The 15,538-nt window shown below is 66.4% G+C and carries 15 protein-coding genes; 12 read left to right on the top strand and 3 right to left on the bottom strand.

Translation table 11 applies throughout. The features are described 5' to 3' along the window. The first annotated feature begins 4 nt into the window (after nucleotides 1–4). The 3 genes from E8M83_RS01780 (at nucleotide 5) to E8M83_RS01770 (ending at nucleotide 2,502) form a co-directional block, all read left to right on the top strand. Nucleotides 5–805, top strand: coding sequence for a transporter (locus E8M83_RS01780; protein ID WP_170976654.1), 801 nt, complete (start codon nucleotides 5–7; stop codon nucleotides 803–805). 93 nt (nucleotides 806–898) lie between these two features. Next, nucleotides 899–1,966 (top strand): catalase family peroxidase, encoded by a 1,068-nt coding sequence (locus E8M83_RS01775; RefSeq protein ID WP_137171677.1) that lies wholly within the window; start codon nucleotides 899–901, stop codon nucleotides 1,964–1,966. Next, nucleotides 1,963–2,502, top strand: coding sequence for a cytochrome b (locus E8M83_RS01770; protein ID WP_137171676.1), 540 nt, complete (start codon nucleotides 1,963–1,965; stop codon nucleotides 2,500–2,502). The genes E8M83_RS01775 and E8M83_RS01770 overlap by 4 nt, the downstream gene beginning before the upstream one ends. 52 nt (nucleotides 2,503–2,554) lie before the next feature. Here E8M83_RS01770 and E8M83_RS01765 read toward each other — a convergent pair whose 3' ends face one another. Beyond that, the gene (locus tag E8M83_RS01765) at nucleotides 2,555–3,451 is read right to left on the bottom strand and encodes an SMP-30/gluconolactonase/LRE family protein (RefSeq protein WP_229491382.1); all 897 of its coding nucleotides are present in this window, start codon (nucleotides 3,449–3,451) and stop codon (nucleotides 2,555–2,557) included. 25 nt (nucleotides 3,452–3,476) lie between these two features. Next, nucleotides 3,477–5,120, bottom strand: coding sequence for a glucose-6-phosphate isomerase (pgi, locus tag E8M83_RS01760; RefSeq protein WP_137171675.1), 1,644 nt, complete (start codon nucleotides 5,118–5,120; stop codon nucleotides 3,477–3,479). A 229-nt stretch (nucleotides 5,121–5,349) separates the two neighbouring features. On the opposite strand from pgi, the gene edd reads away from it, so the two are divergent. From edd to E8M83_RS01720, 9 genes are all read left to right on the top strand, one after another. Next, nucleotides 5,350–7,269 (top strand): phosphogluconate dehydratase, encoded by a 1,920-nt coding sequence (gene edd, locus E8M83_RS01755; RefSeq protein ID WP_137171674.1) that lies wholly within the window; start codon nucleotides 5,350–5,352, stop codon nucleotides 7,267–7,269. Between the two features lie 8 nt (nucleotides 7,270–7,277). After that, a complete protein-coding gene (eda, locus tag E8M83_RS01750; protein WP_137171710.1) occupies nucleotides 7,278–7,898 on the top strand; it encodes a bifunctional 4-hydroxy-2-oxoglutarate aldolase/2-dehydro-3-deoxy-phosphogluconate aldolase in 621 nt (206 codons plus the stop codon). A 29-nt stretch (nucleotides 7,899–7,927) separates the two neighbouring features. Then, complete coding sequence (locus E8M83_RS01745; RefSeq protein ID WP_206077409.1) at nucleotides 7,928–8,482, top strand: Rhs element Vgr protein; 555 nt, start codon at nucleotides 7,928–7,930, stop codon at nucleotides 8,480–8,482. Between the two features lie 98 nt (nucleotides 8,483–8,580). Beyond that, nucleotides 8,581–9,348, top strand: coding sequence for a c-type cytochrome (locus E8M83_RS01740; RefSeq protein WP_170976653.1), 768 nt, complete (start codon nucleotides 8,581–8,583; stop codon nucleotides 9,346–9,348). After that, entirely contained in the window at nucleotides 9,345–10,628 is a 1,284-nt protein-coding gene (locus tag E8M83_RS01735) for a cytochrome c (protein WP_137171673.1), read from the top strand. The genes E8M83_RS01740 and E8M83_RS01735 overlap by 4 nt, the downstream gene beginning before the upstream one ends. Nucleotides 10,629–10,659: 31 nt before the next feature. After that, on the top strand, nucleotides 10,660–10,833 hold the full coding sequence (locus E8M83_RS25845; RefSeq protein WP_170976652.1) for a hypothetical protein: 174 nt from the start codon (nucleotides 10,660–10,662) through the stop codon (nucleotides 10,831–10,833). Beyond that, nucleotides 10,834–11,394 (top strand): cytochrome C oxidase subunit II, encoded by a 561-nt coding sequence (locus tag E8M83_RS01730; RefSeq protein WP_137171672.1) that lies wholly within the window; start codon nucleotides 10,834–10,836, stop codon nucleotides 11,392–11,394. A gap of 19 nt (nucleotides 11,395–11,413) precedes the next feature. Next, nucleotides 11,414–13,018 carry a cbb3-type cytochrome c oxidase subunit I gene (locus E8M83_RS01725; RefSeq protein ID WP_170976655.1) on the top strand — a complete coding sequence of 535 codons (1,605 nt, stop codon included), beginning with the start codon at nucleotides 11,414–11,416 and terminating at the stop codon, nucleotides 13,016–13,018. Then, nucleotides 13,015–13,809, top strand: coding sequence for a c-type cytochrome (locus tag E8M83_RS01720; protein ID WP_137171670.1), 795 nt, complete (start codon nucleotides 13,015–13,017; stop codon nucleotides 13,807–13,809). Before E8M83_RS01725 ends, E8M83_RS01720 begins: the two co-directional genes overlap by 4 nt. On the opposite strand, the gene E8M83_RS01715 is transcribed toward E8M83_RS01720, so the two are convergent. Next, the gene (locus tag E8M83_RS01715; RefSeq protein ID WP_137171669.1) at nucleotides 13,727–15,364 is read right to left on the bottom strand and encodes a methyl-accepting chemotaxis protein; all 1,638 of its coding nucleotides are present in this window, start codon (nucleotides 15,362–15,364) and stop codon (nucleotides 13,727–13,729) included. The two genes, E8M83_RS01720 and E8M83_RS01715, sit on opposite strands and share 83 nt — an antisense overlap. Between the last annotated feature and the right edge of the window lie 174 nt (nucleotides 15,365–15,538).

Raw genomic sequence — 15,538 nt, 5'->3', positions numbered from 1 at the left:
CCTTGTGCGTCTCCTCCCCGGCCTCCTGGCAACCCTGCTGGCACTCGCTTGCGGCGCCCAAACGGCCCATGCCGCGAACGACGATGCCATCATTCCCGACCGTCCGAGCGTGACGGCCTCGAGCCAGGTGGTCGGCCAGGGCCGCGTGCAGCTCGAGATCGGCGCCAACTGGGATCGCGAACGCCACGGGGCGCTGCACGTGCGCACACTGGGCACGCCGACACTGCTGCGCATAGGCTTGGGCGACACGACCGAACTGCGCGTCGAGACCGACGGCCGCAGCATCGCGCGAACGTTCGAGCCGGCGACCGGCGTGCGCAGCACGAATGCGGGCTGGCAGTCCACCGCGATCGGCTTGAAATGGCATATTGCCGATGGCGAGGGCCAGCGTCCGTCGCTGGGGCTGATCGGCAGTGTGACGCTGCCTACCGGCAGCACCGCGCTCCGCGGCAAGGGACTCTTGCCGCGGCTGGAACTGGCGGCGGAATGGGAGATATCGGACGACTGGTCGCTGGCAGTCACACCTGGCGTGGGCGCCGACGTGGACGATGGCGGCGCGCGGTTCGGCTACGCGGTCCTGGCGGCTTCGCTGGGGAGAAAGCTCACCGAACGCTTGCAGGGATTCGTGGAACTGGCGGCACCTCGGGTCGCGTCCGCATCGCACGGCGGCGCCCAGGCCCAGGTCGACGTCGGTGTGAGCTGGCTGCTCAACAAGAACTGCCAGGTCGATGCGATGGTCGTGCGTGGATGGAATCATGATACGCCGGACCTGAGCCTGGCATTCGGGCTGTCGGTGCGCCGCTGAATTGCGCGGGGTGGTGTCTATTGTTTATGCGACAATGCGCCTGCCCGTGCAGGCGCGATCGGCCGCCGGATTATCGACGAAAGCAGTCCCATCATGACCACACCCACGCCGCAACGCGGCTCTCTCGTTTTCCTGATCCCGATCGTCCTGATCGTCTCCTTGCTGGTGCTGGCTTTCGCGTGGATCGGCGGCTGGTTCGGTGGCAAGGGCGTCACGCCCCAGGCCATGGCCAATACCGCCGAAGCATCGGGTTCGCCCCAGCCGGGTTTCCGCCGCGCGCACAGCAAAGGCATCTGCATTGTCGGCACCTTCGAGCCGACTCCCGCAGCAGCGCAACTGTCGACCGCGCGCGTCTTCGCGCAGGCATCGACGCCGGTGCTGGGCCGGTTTTCCAATCCCGGCAACGATCCCCATGCCCCCGACAACAAGGCCGCGGTGCGCGGCATGGCCCTGCAGCTGAAAACCGACGATGGCCAGGAGTGGCGCGTGGCGATGAACAGCTTCCCGTTCTTTGCCTCGTCCACGCCCGAGGGATTCCAGGCCATGAATCTCGCCCGCCTGCCTGATCCAGCCAGCGGCAAGCCCGATCCCGAGAAGATGAAGGCGGTGCTGGCGCAGCACCCCGAGATCGCCAACTTCATCGCATGGTCGAAGAGTGCGCCGACGCCCGACAGCCTGGCCAATACGCGTTTCAACGGCGTCAATGCATTCCGCCTCGTCGATGGGCAGGGCAGGGAGCGCGCCGTGCGCTGGTCGATGCGTCCGTACACGCCCTTCGTGGCTGCCGATCCCGAGCGGCTCAAGAATGCGGGCCGCGATTTCCTGGCCGAAGACCTGGACCGCCGCCTGGCCGAGGGGCCGCTGAAATGGGACATGGTGATGCAGTTCGCCGCGCCCGGCGATCCGATCGAAGATCCTTCCAAACCATGGCCGGATACCCGGCCCGAGACCAGGGTCGGTACGCTGACCTTGATGCGCGCCCAGGCACAGGCCGGCGGTCCTTGCTTCGACCTGAACTTCGATCCGCTGATCCTGCCGAAAGGGATCGTGGCAACCGACGATCCGGTGCTGCATGCACGGTCGGCGGTCTATTCGGAATCGTTCAACCGCCGCGAGCGTGAAATCAGCCGCGGCCAGGCCCGGATCGGGAGCGCGCAATGAACCGTCCACCCCATTTCAACCTGCTGGCCCGCGTGCTGCACTGGTCGATGGCCGTCGCGATCCTCACCATGCTCTTCGTCGGCGCCGCCATGGTCGTGTCGCTGCGCCACCGCGAGGTGCTCCTCGACCTGCATCGCCCGCTCGGGCTGGCGATCCTGTTATTGGCGATCGTGCGCCTGGCGAACCGCCTGCGCCATCCGCCGCCGCCATTGCCGGCCGACCTGCCGCGCATCCAGGCCATGGCCGCCACCGCATCCCACTGGCTCCTGTATGGCCTGATGTTCGCCATGCCGGTCATTGGTTGGGCCATGCTGTCGGCGGGCGCCTATCCAGTCGAGTTGTTCAGCGGTGTCCGCCTGCCGCCGATCCTGCCGCACAGCCCAGTCTTGTACGGCTTCTTGCGCCCGCTGCATGGGGTGCTGGCCTATGTGCTGTTCTTTACCATCCTGGCCCACTTGGGTGCGGCGCTGTTTCACGCCTGGATCAGGCGCGACGGGGTATTCGAACAGATGAGCACCGGAGGCAAACCGGAATGAACAGGCCAGGCGCGTAAGCACTCCCGCCCCGGGCGGGGCAGGAGCGACAGCTTCAGATGCGGTACTCGGGCTCTTCGCGCCCCGCCACGTCCACCTTCAATGCCAGCACCTTGCCGCTGAGCGGATACTGCTCCAGCTCCTCTTTCGGCCGGCCATGGCTGGCGCTGGTGATGTACAGCGTACGCAGGTCCGGTCCGCCGAAGGCGACCGAGGTCGGGCACTTCACCGGCAGCCTGATTTCACGCACGATCTCGCCATTCGGCGCGATGCGCAGGATGCGCGCGCCTTCGAACATCGCCACCCAGTACATGCCTTCCGAGTCGATCGTGGCGCCGTCCGGCCGGCCGCCGTAGTCCGGCGCCGACTTGTCGCTGGCGAAGGTCACGATCGTGCGGCGGTTGCTCTGCTCGCCGGTCGCCACGTCGTAGTCGTAGCAGTCGATGCGGTGCGTGGTGGTGTCGGCGTGGTACATCGTGCGGCCGTCCAGGCTCCAGGCCAGGCCGTTCGAGTTGGTCATGCCACCGCTCCAGGCGCGGCGCAACTGGTCCTGGTCCAGCACATACATCTCGGCGGCCGGCTGGTCGCGCGGCTCGTACATGGTGCCGATCCAGAACCGGCCCGCCGGATCGACGCGGCCGTCGTTGAAACGCACCTTGCTCGGATCGTATGGCGCGTCGGCGACGGGCTTTTCCGAGCCGTCGGTCGTGTTCAGGCGCAGCAGGCCATGGCGGGTGGCCACGGTCAGGCAGTTGTTGTCGTCGATCGCCAGCGCCGACGGGTTCGAGCCCATCTTCCATGAGGTGAACTTGCCGCTCGCCGCGTGCAGGCGGTTGACGGTCAGGCCCTCGATGTCGACCCAGTACAGCGCCGACTCGACTTCGTGCCAGATGGCGGACTCGCCGACCAGCATCGGCGCATCGTGTACTACTTCAAATTTTTCCGTTGCCATAGATCAAATAGGTCGGTTGAAGGTTTCAGAACGCAGCCTTGGCGCGAGCGATCAGGCCGTTCGTGGAGCTATCGTGCTGGCCGGGTGAAGGTTCGCCCGCCAGCTCGGCTTCGATCTTCTTCGCTAGCACTTTACCTAACTCAACGCCCCACTGGTCGAAACTGTTGACATCCCAGATCACGCCCTGCACGAAGGTCTTGTGCTCGTACAGCGCGATCAGGGCGCCCAGGGTCGATGGCGTCAGGCGCTCCATCAGGATCGTGTTGCTCGGGCGGTTGCCCGGGAAGGTCTTGTGCGGCGTCAGGCGTTCGATTTCTTCTGGTGACAGGCCCTGGGCCTGCAGGTCGGCGCGCACTTCGTCGGCCGTCTTGCCCTTCATGAAGGCTTCGGACTGGGCGAAGCAGTTGGCCAGCAGGGCGGTGTGGTGGTTGTCCATCTCGTGGGCCGGACGCAGGGCGGCGATGAAGTCCATCGGCGTCACGTCGGTGCCCTGATGCAGCAGCTGGAAGTAGGCGTGCTGGCCATTGGTGCCGCACTCGCCCCAGATCGCCGGGCAGGTCGGGGTGTCCACGGCTTCTCCGTCGCGCGTCACGCGCTTGCCGTTGCTCTCCATGTCAAGCTGCTGCAGATAGGCCGGGAAGCGGTTCAGGTCCTGGTGGTAAGGCGCGATCGAGACCGATGGGCAATCCAGGAACTGGCGATTCCAGAAGCCGACCAGGGCGAGCAGGGTCGGCAGGTTCTGCTCCAGTGGGGCGGTGCGGAAGTGCTCGTCGAGCTCATGGGCGCCGGCCAGGAAGTCCTTGAAGTAGCCGAAGCCCACGGCCAGCGCGACCGGCAGGCCGATCGCCGACCACACCGAATAACGGCCGCCGACCCAGTCCCAGAACGGGAACATATTGGCCGGGTCGATGCCGAAGGTCTTGATTGCCTCGGTATTGGTCGAGACGGCGACGAAGTGTTTCGCCAGCGCTTCCTCGGGGGCGCTCTGCAGGAACCAGGCGCGCGCGGTCTGTGCGTTCATCATGGTCTCGGCCGTGGTGAACGTCTTGGAGGCGACGATGAACAGCGTGGTCTCGGGATCGACCTTCGCCAGGGCGGCGTCCATGTCATGGCCGTCGACGTTCGACACGAAGTGCATGGAGAGGCGCGGATGGGCGTAGTGGCGCAGGGCCAGCACCACCATCTTGGGGCCGAGGTCCGAGCCGCCAATGCCGATATTCACGATATCCGTGATCGGCTTGCCGGTATGGCCCAGCCATTCGCCGCTGCGCACGGCGTCGGTGAAGGTCTTCACGCGGTCGAGCACGGCGTGTACGTCGGCGTTCACGTCCTGGCCGTCGACCGTCAGCTGCGCGCCGCGCGGGGCGCGCAGGGCGGTGTGCAGCACCGCGCGACCCTCGGTATTGTTGATCTTTTCGCCGGCGAACATCGCGTCGCGGCGCGCCTCGAGTCCACGCTCGCGCGCCACCTGGACGAGCAGTTCAAGCGTGCGCCCGTCGAGGCGATTTTTTGAATAGTCTAGGAACAGGCCCGCGGCCTCGTCGGAATAGCGCTCGAAGCGGTCCGGGTCGGCGGCGAACAGGTCGCGCATCTGCCAGGTCCTGGCGGTATCGGCGTGTTGGGCAAGGGCTTGGAAGCTGGCGGTACTGGTCAAAGGAGGCTGGCGCATGGGGTCCGGGTGCGTGGCACAATGTTGTCAATAGCAGATTATCGAATAATACAAGCATCTGCGCGTAAATTCACTACAAAAAATAGCGCGAACCTCACTTGCCCGATTTTTCTCCCCATCGTTCCGTGCCACCGGGATCGCTCATCCTCATAGAGAAGAATGCGGTGAATGAGCGCAGCGAGCTAATCTGTAGTAAAATTTCAGATACTAAATTCAGGAAGGAACGAACATGGCGCTCCACCCCGTAGTCGAACAGGTTACCCAGCGTATCATCCAGCGCAGCAAGAAGTCGCGCGCGGCCTATCTCGAACATCTCGAGGCGGCGCGCATCAAGGGCGTGCAGCGCGGCGCCCTGTCGTGCACCAACCTGGCCCACGGCTTCGCCGCTTTCCCGGCCAACGACAAGCTCAAGCTGCGCGAGGTCAAGGAACCCTCGGTCGCGATCGTTTCTTCCTATAACGACATGCTGTCGGCACACCAACCTTTCGAGTATTTCCCGAAAGTGATCAAGGAAGCCGTGCGCGAAGTCGGCGCCGTGGCCCAGTTCGCCAGCGGCGTGCCGGCCATGTGCGATGGCGTGACCCAGGGCCAGCCGGGCATGGAGCTGTCGCTGTTCTCGCGCGACGCCATCGCCATGGCGACCGCGGTCGGCCTGTCGCACAATATGTTCGACGCCGCCCTGTACCTGGGCATCTGCGACAAGATCGTGCCGGGCCTGCTCATCGGCGCGCTGCACTTCGGCCACATCCCCGGCATCTTCGTGCCGGGCGGCCCGATGACCACCGGGATCTCCAATAAAGAGAAAGCCGCTATCCGCCAGCGCTACGCCAAGGGCGAAGCCACCCGCGAAGAGCTGCTCGAAGGCGAATCGGCCTCTTACCACGGCGCCGGCACCTGTACTTTCTACGGCACCGCCAACAGCAATCAGATGCTGATGGAAGTCATGGGCCTGCACTTGCCGGGATCGGCCTTCATCACGCCCGGCACGCCGCTGCGCGACGCGCTCACCGCCGCCGCCGCCCACCGCGCGGTCGAGATTTCCCAGCAGCGCGGCAGCTATATGCCGATCGGCCACATCGTCGACGAGAAGAGCATCGTCAACGCCATCGCCGCGCTGCACGCCACCGGCGGCTCCACCAACCACACGCTGCACCTGGTGGCGATCGCGCGCGCGGCCGGCATCGTGATCGACTGGAACGATTTCGACGAAATGTCGAAGGTGGTGCCGCTGCTGACCCGCATCTATCCGAACGGCGACGCCGACGTCAACCACTTCCAGGCCGCTGGCGGCCCGGGCTTCGTGATCCGCGAACTGCTCGACGCCGGCCTGGCCCACGACGACGTCAACACCATCCTCGGCCACGGCCTGCGCAACCACTGTAAAGAGCCCTTCCTGGGCGAAGACGGCAAGGTCGTGTTCCGGGACGCCACGGCAGTGAGCGGCGACGAGAACGTGCTGCGCCCTGCCACGAACCCGTTCAACAACAACGGCGGCATGGTGCTGGTCAAGGGCAACCTGGGCCGCGCCGTCATGAAAGTTTCGGCGGTCAAGAAAGAGCATTACTCGGTGGAAGCGCCGGCGCTGACCTTCGATTCGCAAGAAGACTTCATGCACGCCTACAAAGACGGCAAGCTGAACCGCGACTTCGTGGCCGTGGTCCGGTTCCAGGGCCCGCGCGCCAACGGCATGCCGGAACTGCACGCGCTGACCCCGGCGCTGGCCAACCTGCAGGATGCCGGCTACAAGGTGGCGATGGTGACCGACGGCCGCATGTCGGGCGCCTCGGGCAAGGTGCCGGCGGCGATCCACGTGTCGCCCGAGATCCTGGCCGGCGGCCCGCTGGGCCTGGTGCGCGACGGCGATATGATCCGCGTCGACGCCAACACCGGCACCATGCAGGCGCTGGTCGCGGACGACGTCTGGGCCCAGCGCAAGCAGGCCACGGCCGATCTCACGTCCAGCCACATCGGCATGGGCCGCGAATTGTTCGCCATGTTCCGCAACTCGATCAGCGCGGCAGAGGAGGGTGCTGCCACCTTCCCGCTGCCGTCGCCGAAACAGACCGTCGTGCCGCTGCACGAAGGTATTGATGCCGGTGACATCATCCCCGGTTCCGACGAAGACCATCTTTTCAGGACGAATAAGTGAGCCAACCAATGACCCTACTTGAGATCATGCGCTCGGCGAGCGTCATCCCCGTCATCGCCATCGACGACCCAGACCACGCCGTGCCCTTGGCCAGGGCGCTGGTGGCGGGCGGCATCCGTGTGCTGGAAGTAACCCTGCGCACCGAGCATGGCCTGGGAGCGATCCGCGCCATGAGCCAGGTCGAAGGCGCCATCGTCGGCGTCGGCACCCTGACCCAGCCCGAAGAATTCGCCGCCTCGCGCGATGCGGGCGCCGTGTTCGGCGTCTCGCCGGGCCTGACCCAGTCGCTGATCGACGCCGCAAAGTCCAGCGGCCTGCCGTTGCTGCCAGGCGTGATGACGCCATCCGAAGTGATGGCGGCGCGCGAGCAGGGATTCAGGCAATTGAAGCTGTTCCCGGCGGTGCCGGCGGGTGGTGTCGGCATGCTCAACGCAATCGGCGGCCCGCTGCCGGACGTGACCTTCTGCCCGACCGGCGGCATCTCGATCGAGACCGCGCCTGCTTTCCTGGCCTGCAAGAACGTGGCTTGCGTGGGCGGCTCGTGGCTGACGCCGAAGGATGCGATCGCGGCCGGCGACTGGGGCCGCATCACCGAGCTGGCGAAGGCGGCGGCTGCGCTGCGCGCCTGAGCGTCGCGTTCAGGCATCCGCAGGATCGCATGAAGCGATCGCGCTTCCGCCCTCTCAGCGAGGGCGAAACCGCGATGGCGTTGCTGCTGTTCGGCGACGCCATCGATTACCGCCGGGTACGTGTGTACAACCGGCGTTATATGCCGTTCCAGCCGCGTAACTGCGCGATGACGCCAAATGGCAGCATCTATTTCCACTCATCCTGCTTCCTGCCCGATTATGCGCGCGGCGATCCGCCCGCGATCCACTGGTTCATGCACGAGATGGCGCACGTCTGGCAGCACCAGCTGGGCTATCCGGTGCGCCTGCGCGGAGCCTTCCGCATTGGCCTCTCGTATGGCTATACCCTGCACGAAGACGCCACCCTGGCCGACTTCAATATGGAAGCCCAGGGCGACCTGCTGGCCGACTACTTCGTCCTCAAATTCCTCAAGAAACCGGGCGTGATGCGCCAGCAGCGCTATCGCGACAGCCTGGCCTTGTTCGAGCGGGTGCTGGCCTCGTTCCTGCGCGACCCGGGCGAGCGCGCCAACCTGCATCGCGGGCCGGCGCGCTGGCTGGCATCCTGCCTGAAACCGGCCTGACGGTCTGCCTTATGGGTGGAGCGCGCGAAAAACAAGTGTTTTATCCTTCATAACAAATATCAGCGCCGGGATGCGTCCCGGCGGCGTTGCCTGCGTCGATGTTTGGTAGGAGGGTCGGATTGAAACCTCTCGAACGTGTAGTCGTCGTATTGTTGGCCGGGGCCGGATTGCAGCTGGCCGCCGTGGCCCAGGAACGCGCCGCGCCGGCCGCGCCGCCGCGTGTGCCCGACACCATGGAGGCGCGCGTCGCCGCCTGCACCGGCTGCCACGGCGTGGCCGGCCGCGGCGTCGAGAACGTCTACTTCCCGCGCCTGGCCGGCAAACCTGCCGGCTACCTGTACCACCAGTTGGTGGCCTTTCGCGACGGCCGCCGCAAGTACGTGCCGATGAACTACCTGCTGGCCTACCTGCCGGACGCCTACCTGCGCCAGATGGCGGACTGGTTCGCCGTCCAGGATCCGCCGCCGCTGGCGGTCGCCGCGGCGCCGGCGCCGGCGCCGGCGGCGCTGGTGGTGGATGGCCACCGCATCGCCACCGGCGGCGTTCCCGGCCGCCGCATCCCGGCCTGTACCGCCTGCCATGGCGTCGACCTGGCCGGACGCGAGCCGGGCATCCCGGGCCTGCTCGGCCTGCGCGCCGATTATGTCAGCGCCCAGCTGGGCGCCTGGCGCTACGGCGTGCGCACCGCGCTGGCGCCGGACTGCATGCAGGTGATCTCGTCCAGCCTCACCGAGCCCGAAGTGGCCGCCGTTTCCGCCTACCTGGCCTCGCTCCCGGTGAGCAAGACACGGCCGGCGAAGGCGGGGCCGGCCAAGCTGCCGCTGGCTTGCGGCAGCCAGGCGCATACCGCCGGAGGCCGCCCATGAAGCGCCTGCATGTCCTGATCCGCGCCGCGCTCGCGCACTTGCTTGCGTTGGCGCTCCTGGCCGGTGCGATGGCGCCCGCCGCGGCGCAGAAAGCGCCAGCCAGGGAGAGCCAGCAAGCGCTCATCGAGCGCGGCAAATACCTGGCCCAGGCCGGCGACTGCATCGCCTGCCACACAGTCCCGGCCGGGAACATCTTCGCCGGCAACCGCGCCATGCCGACCCCGTTCGGCACCCTGTACGCGCCGAACATCACGCCCGACATCAAGACCGGCATCGGCAGCTGGAGCGCCGACGACTTCTTCAGGATGATGCGCACCGGCCGCGCCAAGAACGGCGACCTGCTGTATCCCGCCATGCCCTTCGCCAGCTTCACCAAGGTCACGCGCGCGGATTCCGACGCCATCTACGCCTATCTGCGCTCGGTGCCGGCGGTTCGCCAGGCTTCGCGCAAGCACGAGCTGCGCTTCCCCTACAACAACCGCTCGCTGCTGGTTGGCTGGCGCACGCTGTATTTCAAGGAAGGCGAGTACGTGCCGGACAAGGGCAAGTCGGTCGAATGGAACCGCGGCGCCTACCTGGTGCAGGGCCTGGGCCACTGCGCGATGTGCCACACGCCGATCAATGCGCTGGGCGGCTCCTCCTCAGCGCGCGAATTCCAGGGCGGCCTGATCCCGATGCAGAACTGGTACGCCCCATCGCTCACCTCGAACAAGGAGGCCGGCCTGGGCACCTGGGAGATCCAGGACATCGTCGACCTGCTGCAAAAAGGCGTCTCGCAGCGCGGCACCGTGTATGGCCCGATGGCCGAGGTGACCTATAACAGCCTGCAGCACATGACGGACGCCGATGTGCGTGCGATGGCGGTCTACCTGAAAAGCCTGCCCGCCGACCGGCCGGTGAATGCCGATCCGGCCAGCGCCCCGGCGCGCGCCAATATCGGCCAGATGCATGCCCAGGGCAAGCGCGTCTATGACCTTCATTGCGCCAGCTGCCATGGCGGCGACGGGCGCGGGATGCCGCCTCACTATCCGCCGCTGAAGGACAACCAGTCGATCACGATGACGTCCAGCGTCAATCCGATCCGCATGGTGCTCAACGGCGGCTACCCGCCGGGCACCCGCCGCAATCCGATGCCATACGGGATGCCGCCGTTCGCGCATGCGATGTCGGACGGCGACGTGGCGGCGGTGGTCACGTATATCCGCACCGCCTGGGGCAACCGCGGCACGCCGGTCGCGGCGGGCGAGGTGAGCGCGCTGCGCGCGGCCACCGTCGAATAGCACGGCTTGATTCGAAAACAGGAGGACGGACATGATCCAGGAAGCGCCGGAAGACGATGTCAGCGCCAATCAGCAGCGCGTGGAGGCGGTCGTCGCCAGGGGACCGGGCGGCGCCTTCGCCGTGGCCGGCCTGGCGGTGGCGATCGTGATGGCCATGTGGCTGGCCTTCTACCTGCTGGTCTACGTCGCGCGGGGAGGGCGGTAGATGGAGCACGCTCCCCAACCGGTCGACGTCGACGCGGTCGCCCATGCCGCGGAGGCGCGCTGGGCCTGGCTGGTCGGCGCCATCATCGTGTTCCTGCTCGGGATGCTGGTCTGGATGAGCGTGCACTGGGCGGCGATGCCGCCGGTGCGGACCGAGACCATCGATCCCGGCACCCTGCACCTGTCGGGCGAATTCGTCGAGGCCAACCTGGGCTCGACGCTCGAGCCGGACGGCAGCGTCACCCTGCGCGTGCTGGCCAACCAGTATTCCTTTACCCCGACCTGCCTGCTGGTGCCAAGCGACACCCCGGTCCATATCCGCGGCACGGCGGCCGACGTGGTGCACGGCTTCTCGATCGCGGCCGGCAATGTCAATGTGATGCTGGTGCCTGGCTATATCTCGAACTTCCGCGCCCGCTTCGAGGAAACCGGCGAGCACGTCATGCCCTGCCACGAGTACTGCGGCGTCGGCCACGCCGCCATGTGGGCCAGGGTGAAGATCGTCGACAAGCAGGAATTCGCGCGCCAGGCCGCCGGCGGCAGGAGGGCCAGCTGTGCATAGCGCCGATTCGAAGCGCCTGGTGCTGGCCCATTTCTGGGTCGCCTTCGCCGCCTTCTTCCTGGCCCTGCTGCTGGGCGAATGGCAGATGTATATCCGCAGCCCGCTGCGCGACTGGATCGGCAACCCCGAGCTGTACTATCGCGCCGTCACCGCCCACGGCACGGCCATGGGCTATGTGTTCCCGACCCTGGTGGCGATGGGTTTCGGCTATGCCATCGTCGAACTCTCGCTCAGGCAGGCGATCGTCGGCCGGCGCTGGGCCTGGCTCGGCTTCTGGCTGGTGGTGCTGGGCACCGTGACCGCCATGGTCCCGGTGTCGATGGGCCTGGCCACCGTGCTGTATACCTTCTATCCGCCGCTGATCGGCAATCCCTTCTATTACATCGGCGTGGTGCTGGTGGTCGTGGGTTCCTGGATCTGGGTCGGCCTGATGTCGGTGAACCTGGTCGTGTGGCGCAAGGCCAATCCCGGCGCCACGGTGCCGCTGCCGATGTTCGCCAACCTGGCCGGCGCCTACCTGTGGGCCTGGACCTCGCTCGGCGCCGCGATCGAGATCCTGTTCCAGATCCTGCCGGTGGCGCTGGGGTTCAGGCACACCATCGACGCGGGCCTGGCGCGCGTGTTCTTCTCGTGGACCTTGCACGCGATCGTCTATTTCTGGCTGATGCCGGCCTATATCGCCTTCTATACGCTGGTGCCGCGCGCCATCGGCGGGCGCCTCTACAGCGACAAGATGGCGCGCATCTCCTTCGTGCTGTTCCTCGTGTTCTCGATGCCGATCGGGATCCACCACCTGTTCCAGGATCCACAGGTGGGATCGGGCGTCAAGTTCATGCACGCCGTGTTCACGGCCATGGTGTCGATCCCCACCTTCTTGACCATCTTCACCATCACGGCCTCGGTCGAAATCGCGGGCCGCCTGCGCGGCGGCATGGGCCCCTTCGGCTGGCTCAAGAAACTGCCGTGGCAGAACCCGATGATGCTGGCGGTGGCGTTCTCTTTCATCCTGCTCGGCTTCGGTGGCGCGGGTGGCTTGATCAATATGAGCTACCAGCTCGATTTCGCCGTCCACAATACGCAGTGGATCACCGGCCACTTCCACCTGATCTTCGGCGGTGCCATCGTGATCATGTACTTCGCCCTGGCCTACGACCTGTGGCCGCACCTGACCGGCCGCTGCTTGGCGTCGGGGCGCCTGATGCGCGCGCAATTGTGGACCTGGTTCATCGGCATGATCGTGCTGACCTTCCCCTGGCACGTGGTCGGCATCCTCGGCATGCCGCGCCGGATGGCGTATTTCGACTACAGCCATCCAGCGCTCACGGCGCAGGCGGTCACGGTGATCATCACCTTCTTTGGCGGCCTGGTCCTGGTGGCATCGGGGCTGATGTTCATCCTGGTCCTGCTGCGCGGCCACCGCAGCGCGCCCATCACGCTGCCCGCGTTTACCTTCGCCAGGGCGGTGCACGAGGGCGGCCGCATGCCGGCGGCGCTGAACGGCTACGCGCTGTGGCTGGCGTTGATGGTGGGGCTGTCGGTGGTGAACTACGGCTATCCGATCAGCCAGTTGATGGTGCTGGAGCAGACCTCGGTGCCGGCGGTGCCGGTAGGGGGGCGGCCATGAGCGACGACAAGGTCTTCTCGCTGCGCAACGGCTGGTTCGCCTGGAGCGTCGGCGCGGTGGCGGGCGTTGCGCTGCTGGGGGCGATGGTGGCCTTCGTCTGGCTGCCGCGCGCGCATGCGCAGGCGACGCTGGCGAGCCTGTGGGATGCGATCTGCAGCGCCGCCGGCGCGCCGGCCCCATTCCAGGGCGCCGGGCTGCCCGGCCCCGGCCAGCGCAATCCGAGCGGCGTGATCGTCAGCGCCACCATGATGGGAGAGCACGACACGGCCTCGGTCGGCAACGGCGCCACCCTGGCGATGAGCTGCACCATGTGCCATGGCGCGCGCGGCACCAGCCCCGCCGGCACGCCACACCTGGCCGGCCAGCCGGCGTCCGGCACCTACAAGCAGCTGCGCGACTTCGCCTCTGGTCATCGCCCGAGCGCCATCATGCAGCCGCTGGTGGCGAACCTGAGCGACCGGGACATGCGCGACCTGGCCGCCTATTACGCCTCGCTCGAGCGCGAGCGCATCGCGGCGGTGGAACCGTCGGACACCGGCACGCCGCGCCTGGTGCGCAACGGCGACCCGATGCGCGCCATCGGCGCCTGCTCGTCCTGCCACAGCCCGCACGCCGAACGTCCGGCCACGCCGGTGCTGGAAGGGCTGTCCGAAATCTACCTGCGCGAACAGCTGACCGCGTTTCGCGACGGGCGGCGCAACAACGACATCAACCGGCAAATGCGTAATGCGGTGCAGGCGCTGAACGACCGCGAGATTGCTGAACTAAGTCGGTACTACGCGAGCCGCTAGGCGCGCCATCGTCGACCTTGAACACACTCACCAGCCGCGCCAGTCCCGCTGCCTGACTCTCCAGCGAACTCGCGGCGGCGGCCGCTTCTTCCACCAGCGCCGCGTTCTGCTGGGTGACGCTGTCCATCTGCGTGATGGCTTCGTTGATCTGCTCGATGCCGACCGTCTGCTCGGCGCTGGCCGAGGCGATCTCGGACATGATGTCGGTCACGCGCGTGATGCCCTGCACGATCTCTTGCATGGTCGCGCCGGCATCGTCGACCAGGCGTCCACCGGCGTCGACCTTGGCCACCGAGTCGGTGATCAGGGCGCGGATCTCCTTGGCTGCGCCGGCCGAGCGCTGGGCCAGGTTGCGCACTTCGCTCGCCACTACGGCGAAGCCGCGGCCCTGTTCGCCGGCGCGCGCCGCCTCGACCGCCGCGTTCAGCGCCAGGATATTGGTCTGGAAGGCGATGCCGTCGATGACGGCGATGATGTCGCCGATCTTCTTCGACGACTCGTTGATCGAGGCCATGGTGGCCACCACCTGCGACACGACTTCGCCGCCGTGGGCGGCGATCTGCGAAGCGTGCCTGGCCAGCACATTGGCCTGGAGCGCGTTGTCGGCGTTCTGGCGCACGGTGCTGGTCAGTTCTTCCATCGACGATGCGGTTTCTTCCAGCGAGCTGGCCTGCTCCTCGGTGCGCGAGGAGAGGTCGAGGTTGCCGGTGGCGATCTGCTGCGAGGCGGTGACGATGGTCTCGGTACCGGCGCGCACTTCGGTGACGGTCTTGAGCAGGCTTGCGTTCATGGCATGCAGCGATGCCATCAGCGCGCCGACTTCATCGCGCGAGCGCACCTCGATCCGGGCGCTCAGGTCACCCGTGGCCACGCGCTGTGCCACGCTCACCGCGTGGCCCAGCGGCCGCGTGATGCTGCGCGTGAGCAGCCAGCCGAACACGGCGCCCGCTGCCATTGCGGCTACGCCGAGCACGATCAGGATCTGCCTGGCCGCCGCGTTGAGCGCGTCGATGTTGGCGTTCGCCTCAAGGAACAGCGTCTCTTCATAGACCACCACCGCCTGCACCGTGGCGACATATTTGTCGACCTCCGGCATTACCTTATCCCTGAAGAAGGCCTGGACCTCGGGATCGGCCGCGCCCAGCGCCGCCTTGCGCTTGAAGCCCTGGTCGCGCAAGCCCGTGTAGCGGCTGCGCTGGCTGGCAACCGCGTCCATCAGTTCGCGTCCCTTGCCGGTGCCCACCATCGCCTCGAGTTCTTTCTGGGTCTTGCTGATGCCTGCACTCGCTTTCTTCATCTCGGCGTCGTAATACGCTTCCTCGGCCGGATCGACGGTCGTGGCCTTGGCACGCGTGCGCACCGCATTGCCCTCGGTACCGCGCAGCCACTGCTGGGCGAGATTGACGCTGGTCGAAGCATCCGCCATCACGGTCTTGGCATCGGCGATGCGGCTCAGCTGCCATAGTGCAATGATCAGCATGAGGGCCACGAGGGCGAGGACGGCGGCGAACGCGCCGCCAAGCCGGATTCCAATCTTGAGGTCGGTGATTTTCATGGTGTCCCTGGTTGAATGAGGAGCGACCAGCAGCTCGATGCAAGGTGAAATGTGACATTGCGTGAGAATGCATTGCTCGACATCAAGCATAAGCACCGTTTTGGGTCGGAGGCCAAAAAAAGCGCACTAATTCTCACGCATGTTGCTTAACGCTAACAAAAAAATAGTGAAAAG

The sequence above is a fragment of the Massilia sp. HP4 genome (assembly GCF_005222695.1).
Taxonomy (GTDB): domain Bacteria; phylum Pseudomonadota; class Gammaproteobacteria; order Burkholderiales; family Burkholderiaceae_D; genus Telluria.
Note: the sequence above shows the minus strand (reverse complement) of the source record. Positions and strands in the feature narration are given on the sequence as shown.

Coding starts and splice junctions, on each gene's coding strand:
- E8M83_RS01770 (WP_137171676.1), top strand. CDS start 1,963: ATGAACCGTCCACCCCATTTCAACCTGCTGGCCCGCGTGCTGCACTGG.
- eda (WP_137171710.1), top strand. CDS start 7,278: ATGACCCTACTTGAGATCATGCGCTCGGCGAGCGTCATCCCCGTCATC.
- E8M83_RS01730 (WP_137171672.1), top strand. CDS start 10,834: ATGGAGCACGCTCCCCAACCGGTCGACGTCGACGCGGTCGCCCATGCC.
- pgi (WP_137171675.1), bottom strand. CDS start 5,120: ATGCGCCAGCCTCCTTTGACCAGTACCGCCAGCTTCCAAGCCCTTGCC.
- E8M83_RS01745 (WP_206077409.1), top strand. CDS start 7,928: ATGAAGCGATCGCGCTTCCGCCCTCTCAGCGAGGGCGAAACCGCGATG.
- E8M83_RS01735 (WP_137171673.1), top strand. CDS start 9,345: ATGAAGCGCCTGCATGTCCTGATCCGCGCCGCGCTCGCGCACTTGCTT.
- E8M83_RS01765 (WP_229491382.1), bottom strand. CDS start 3,451: ATGGCAACGGAAAAATTTGAAGTAGTACACGATGCGCCGATGCTGGTC.
- edd (WP_137171674.1), top strand. CDS start 5,350: ATGGCGCTCCACCCCGTAGTCGAACAGGTTACCCAGCGTATCATCCAG.
- E8M83_RS01775 (WP_137171677.1), top strand. CDS start 899: ATGACCACACCCACGCCGCAACGCGGCTCTCTCGTTTTCCTGATCCCG.
- E8M83_RS01720 (WP_137171670.1), top strand. CDS start 13,015: ATGAGCGACGACAAGGTCTTCTCGCTGCGCAACGGCTGGTTCGCCTGG.
- E8M83_RS01715 (WP_137171669.1), bottom strand. CDS start 15,364: ATGAAAATCACCGACCTCAAGATTGGAATCCGGCTTGGCGGCGCGTTC.
- E8M83_RS01740 (WP_170976653.1), top strand. CDS start 8,581: ATGTTTGGTAGGAGGGTCGGATTGAAACCTCTCGAACGTGTAGTCGTC.
- E8M83_RS25845 (WP_170976652.1), top strand. CDS start 10,660: ATGATCCAGGAAGCGCCGGAAGACGATGTCAGCGCCAATCAGCAGCGC.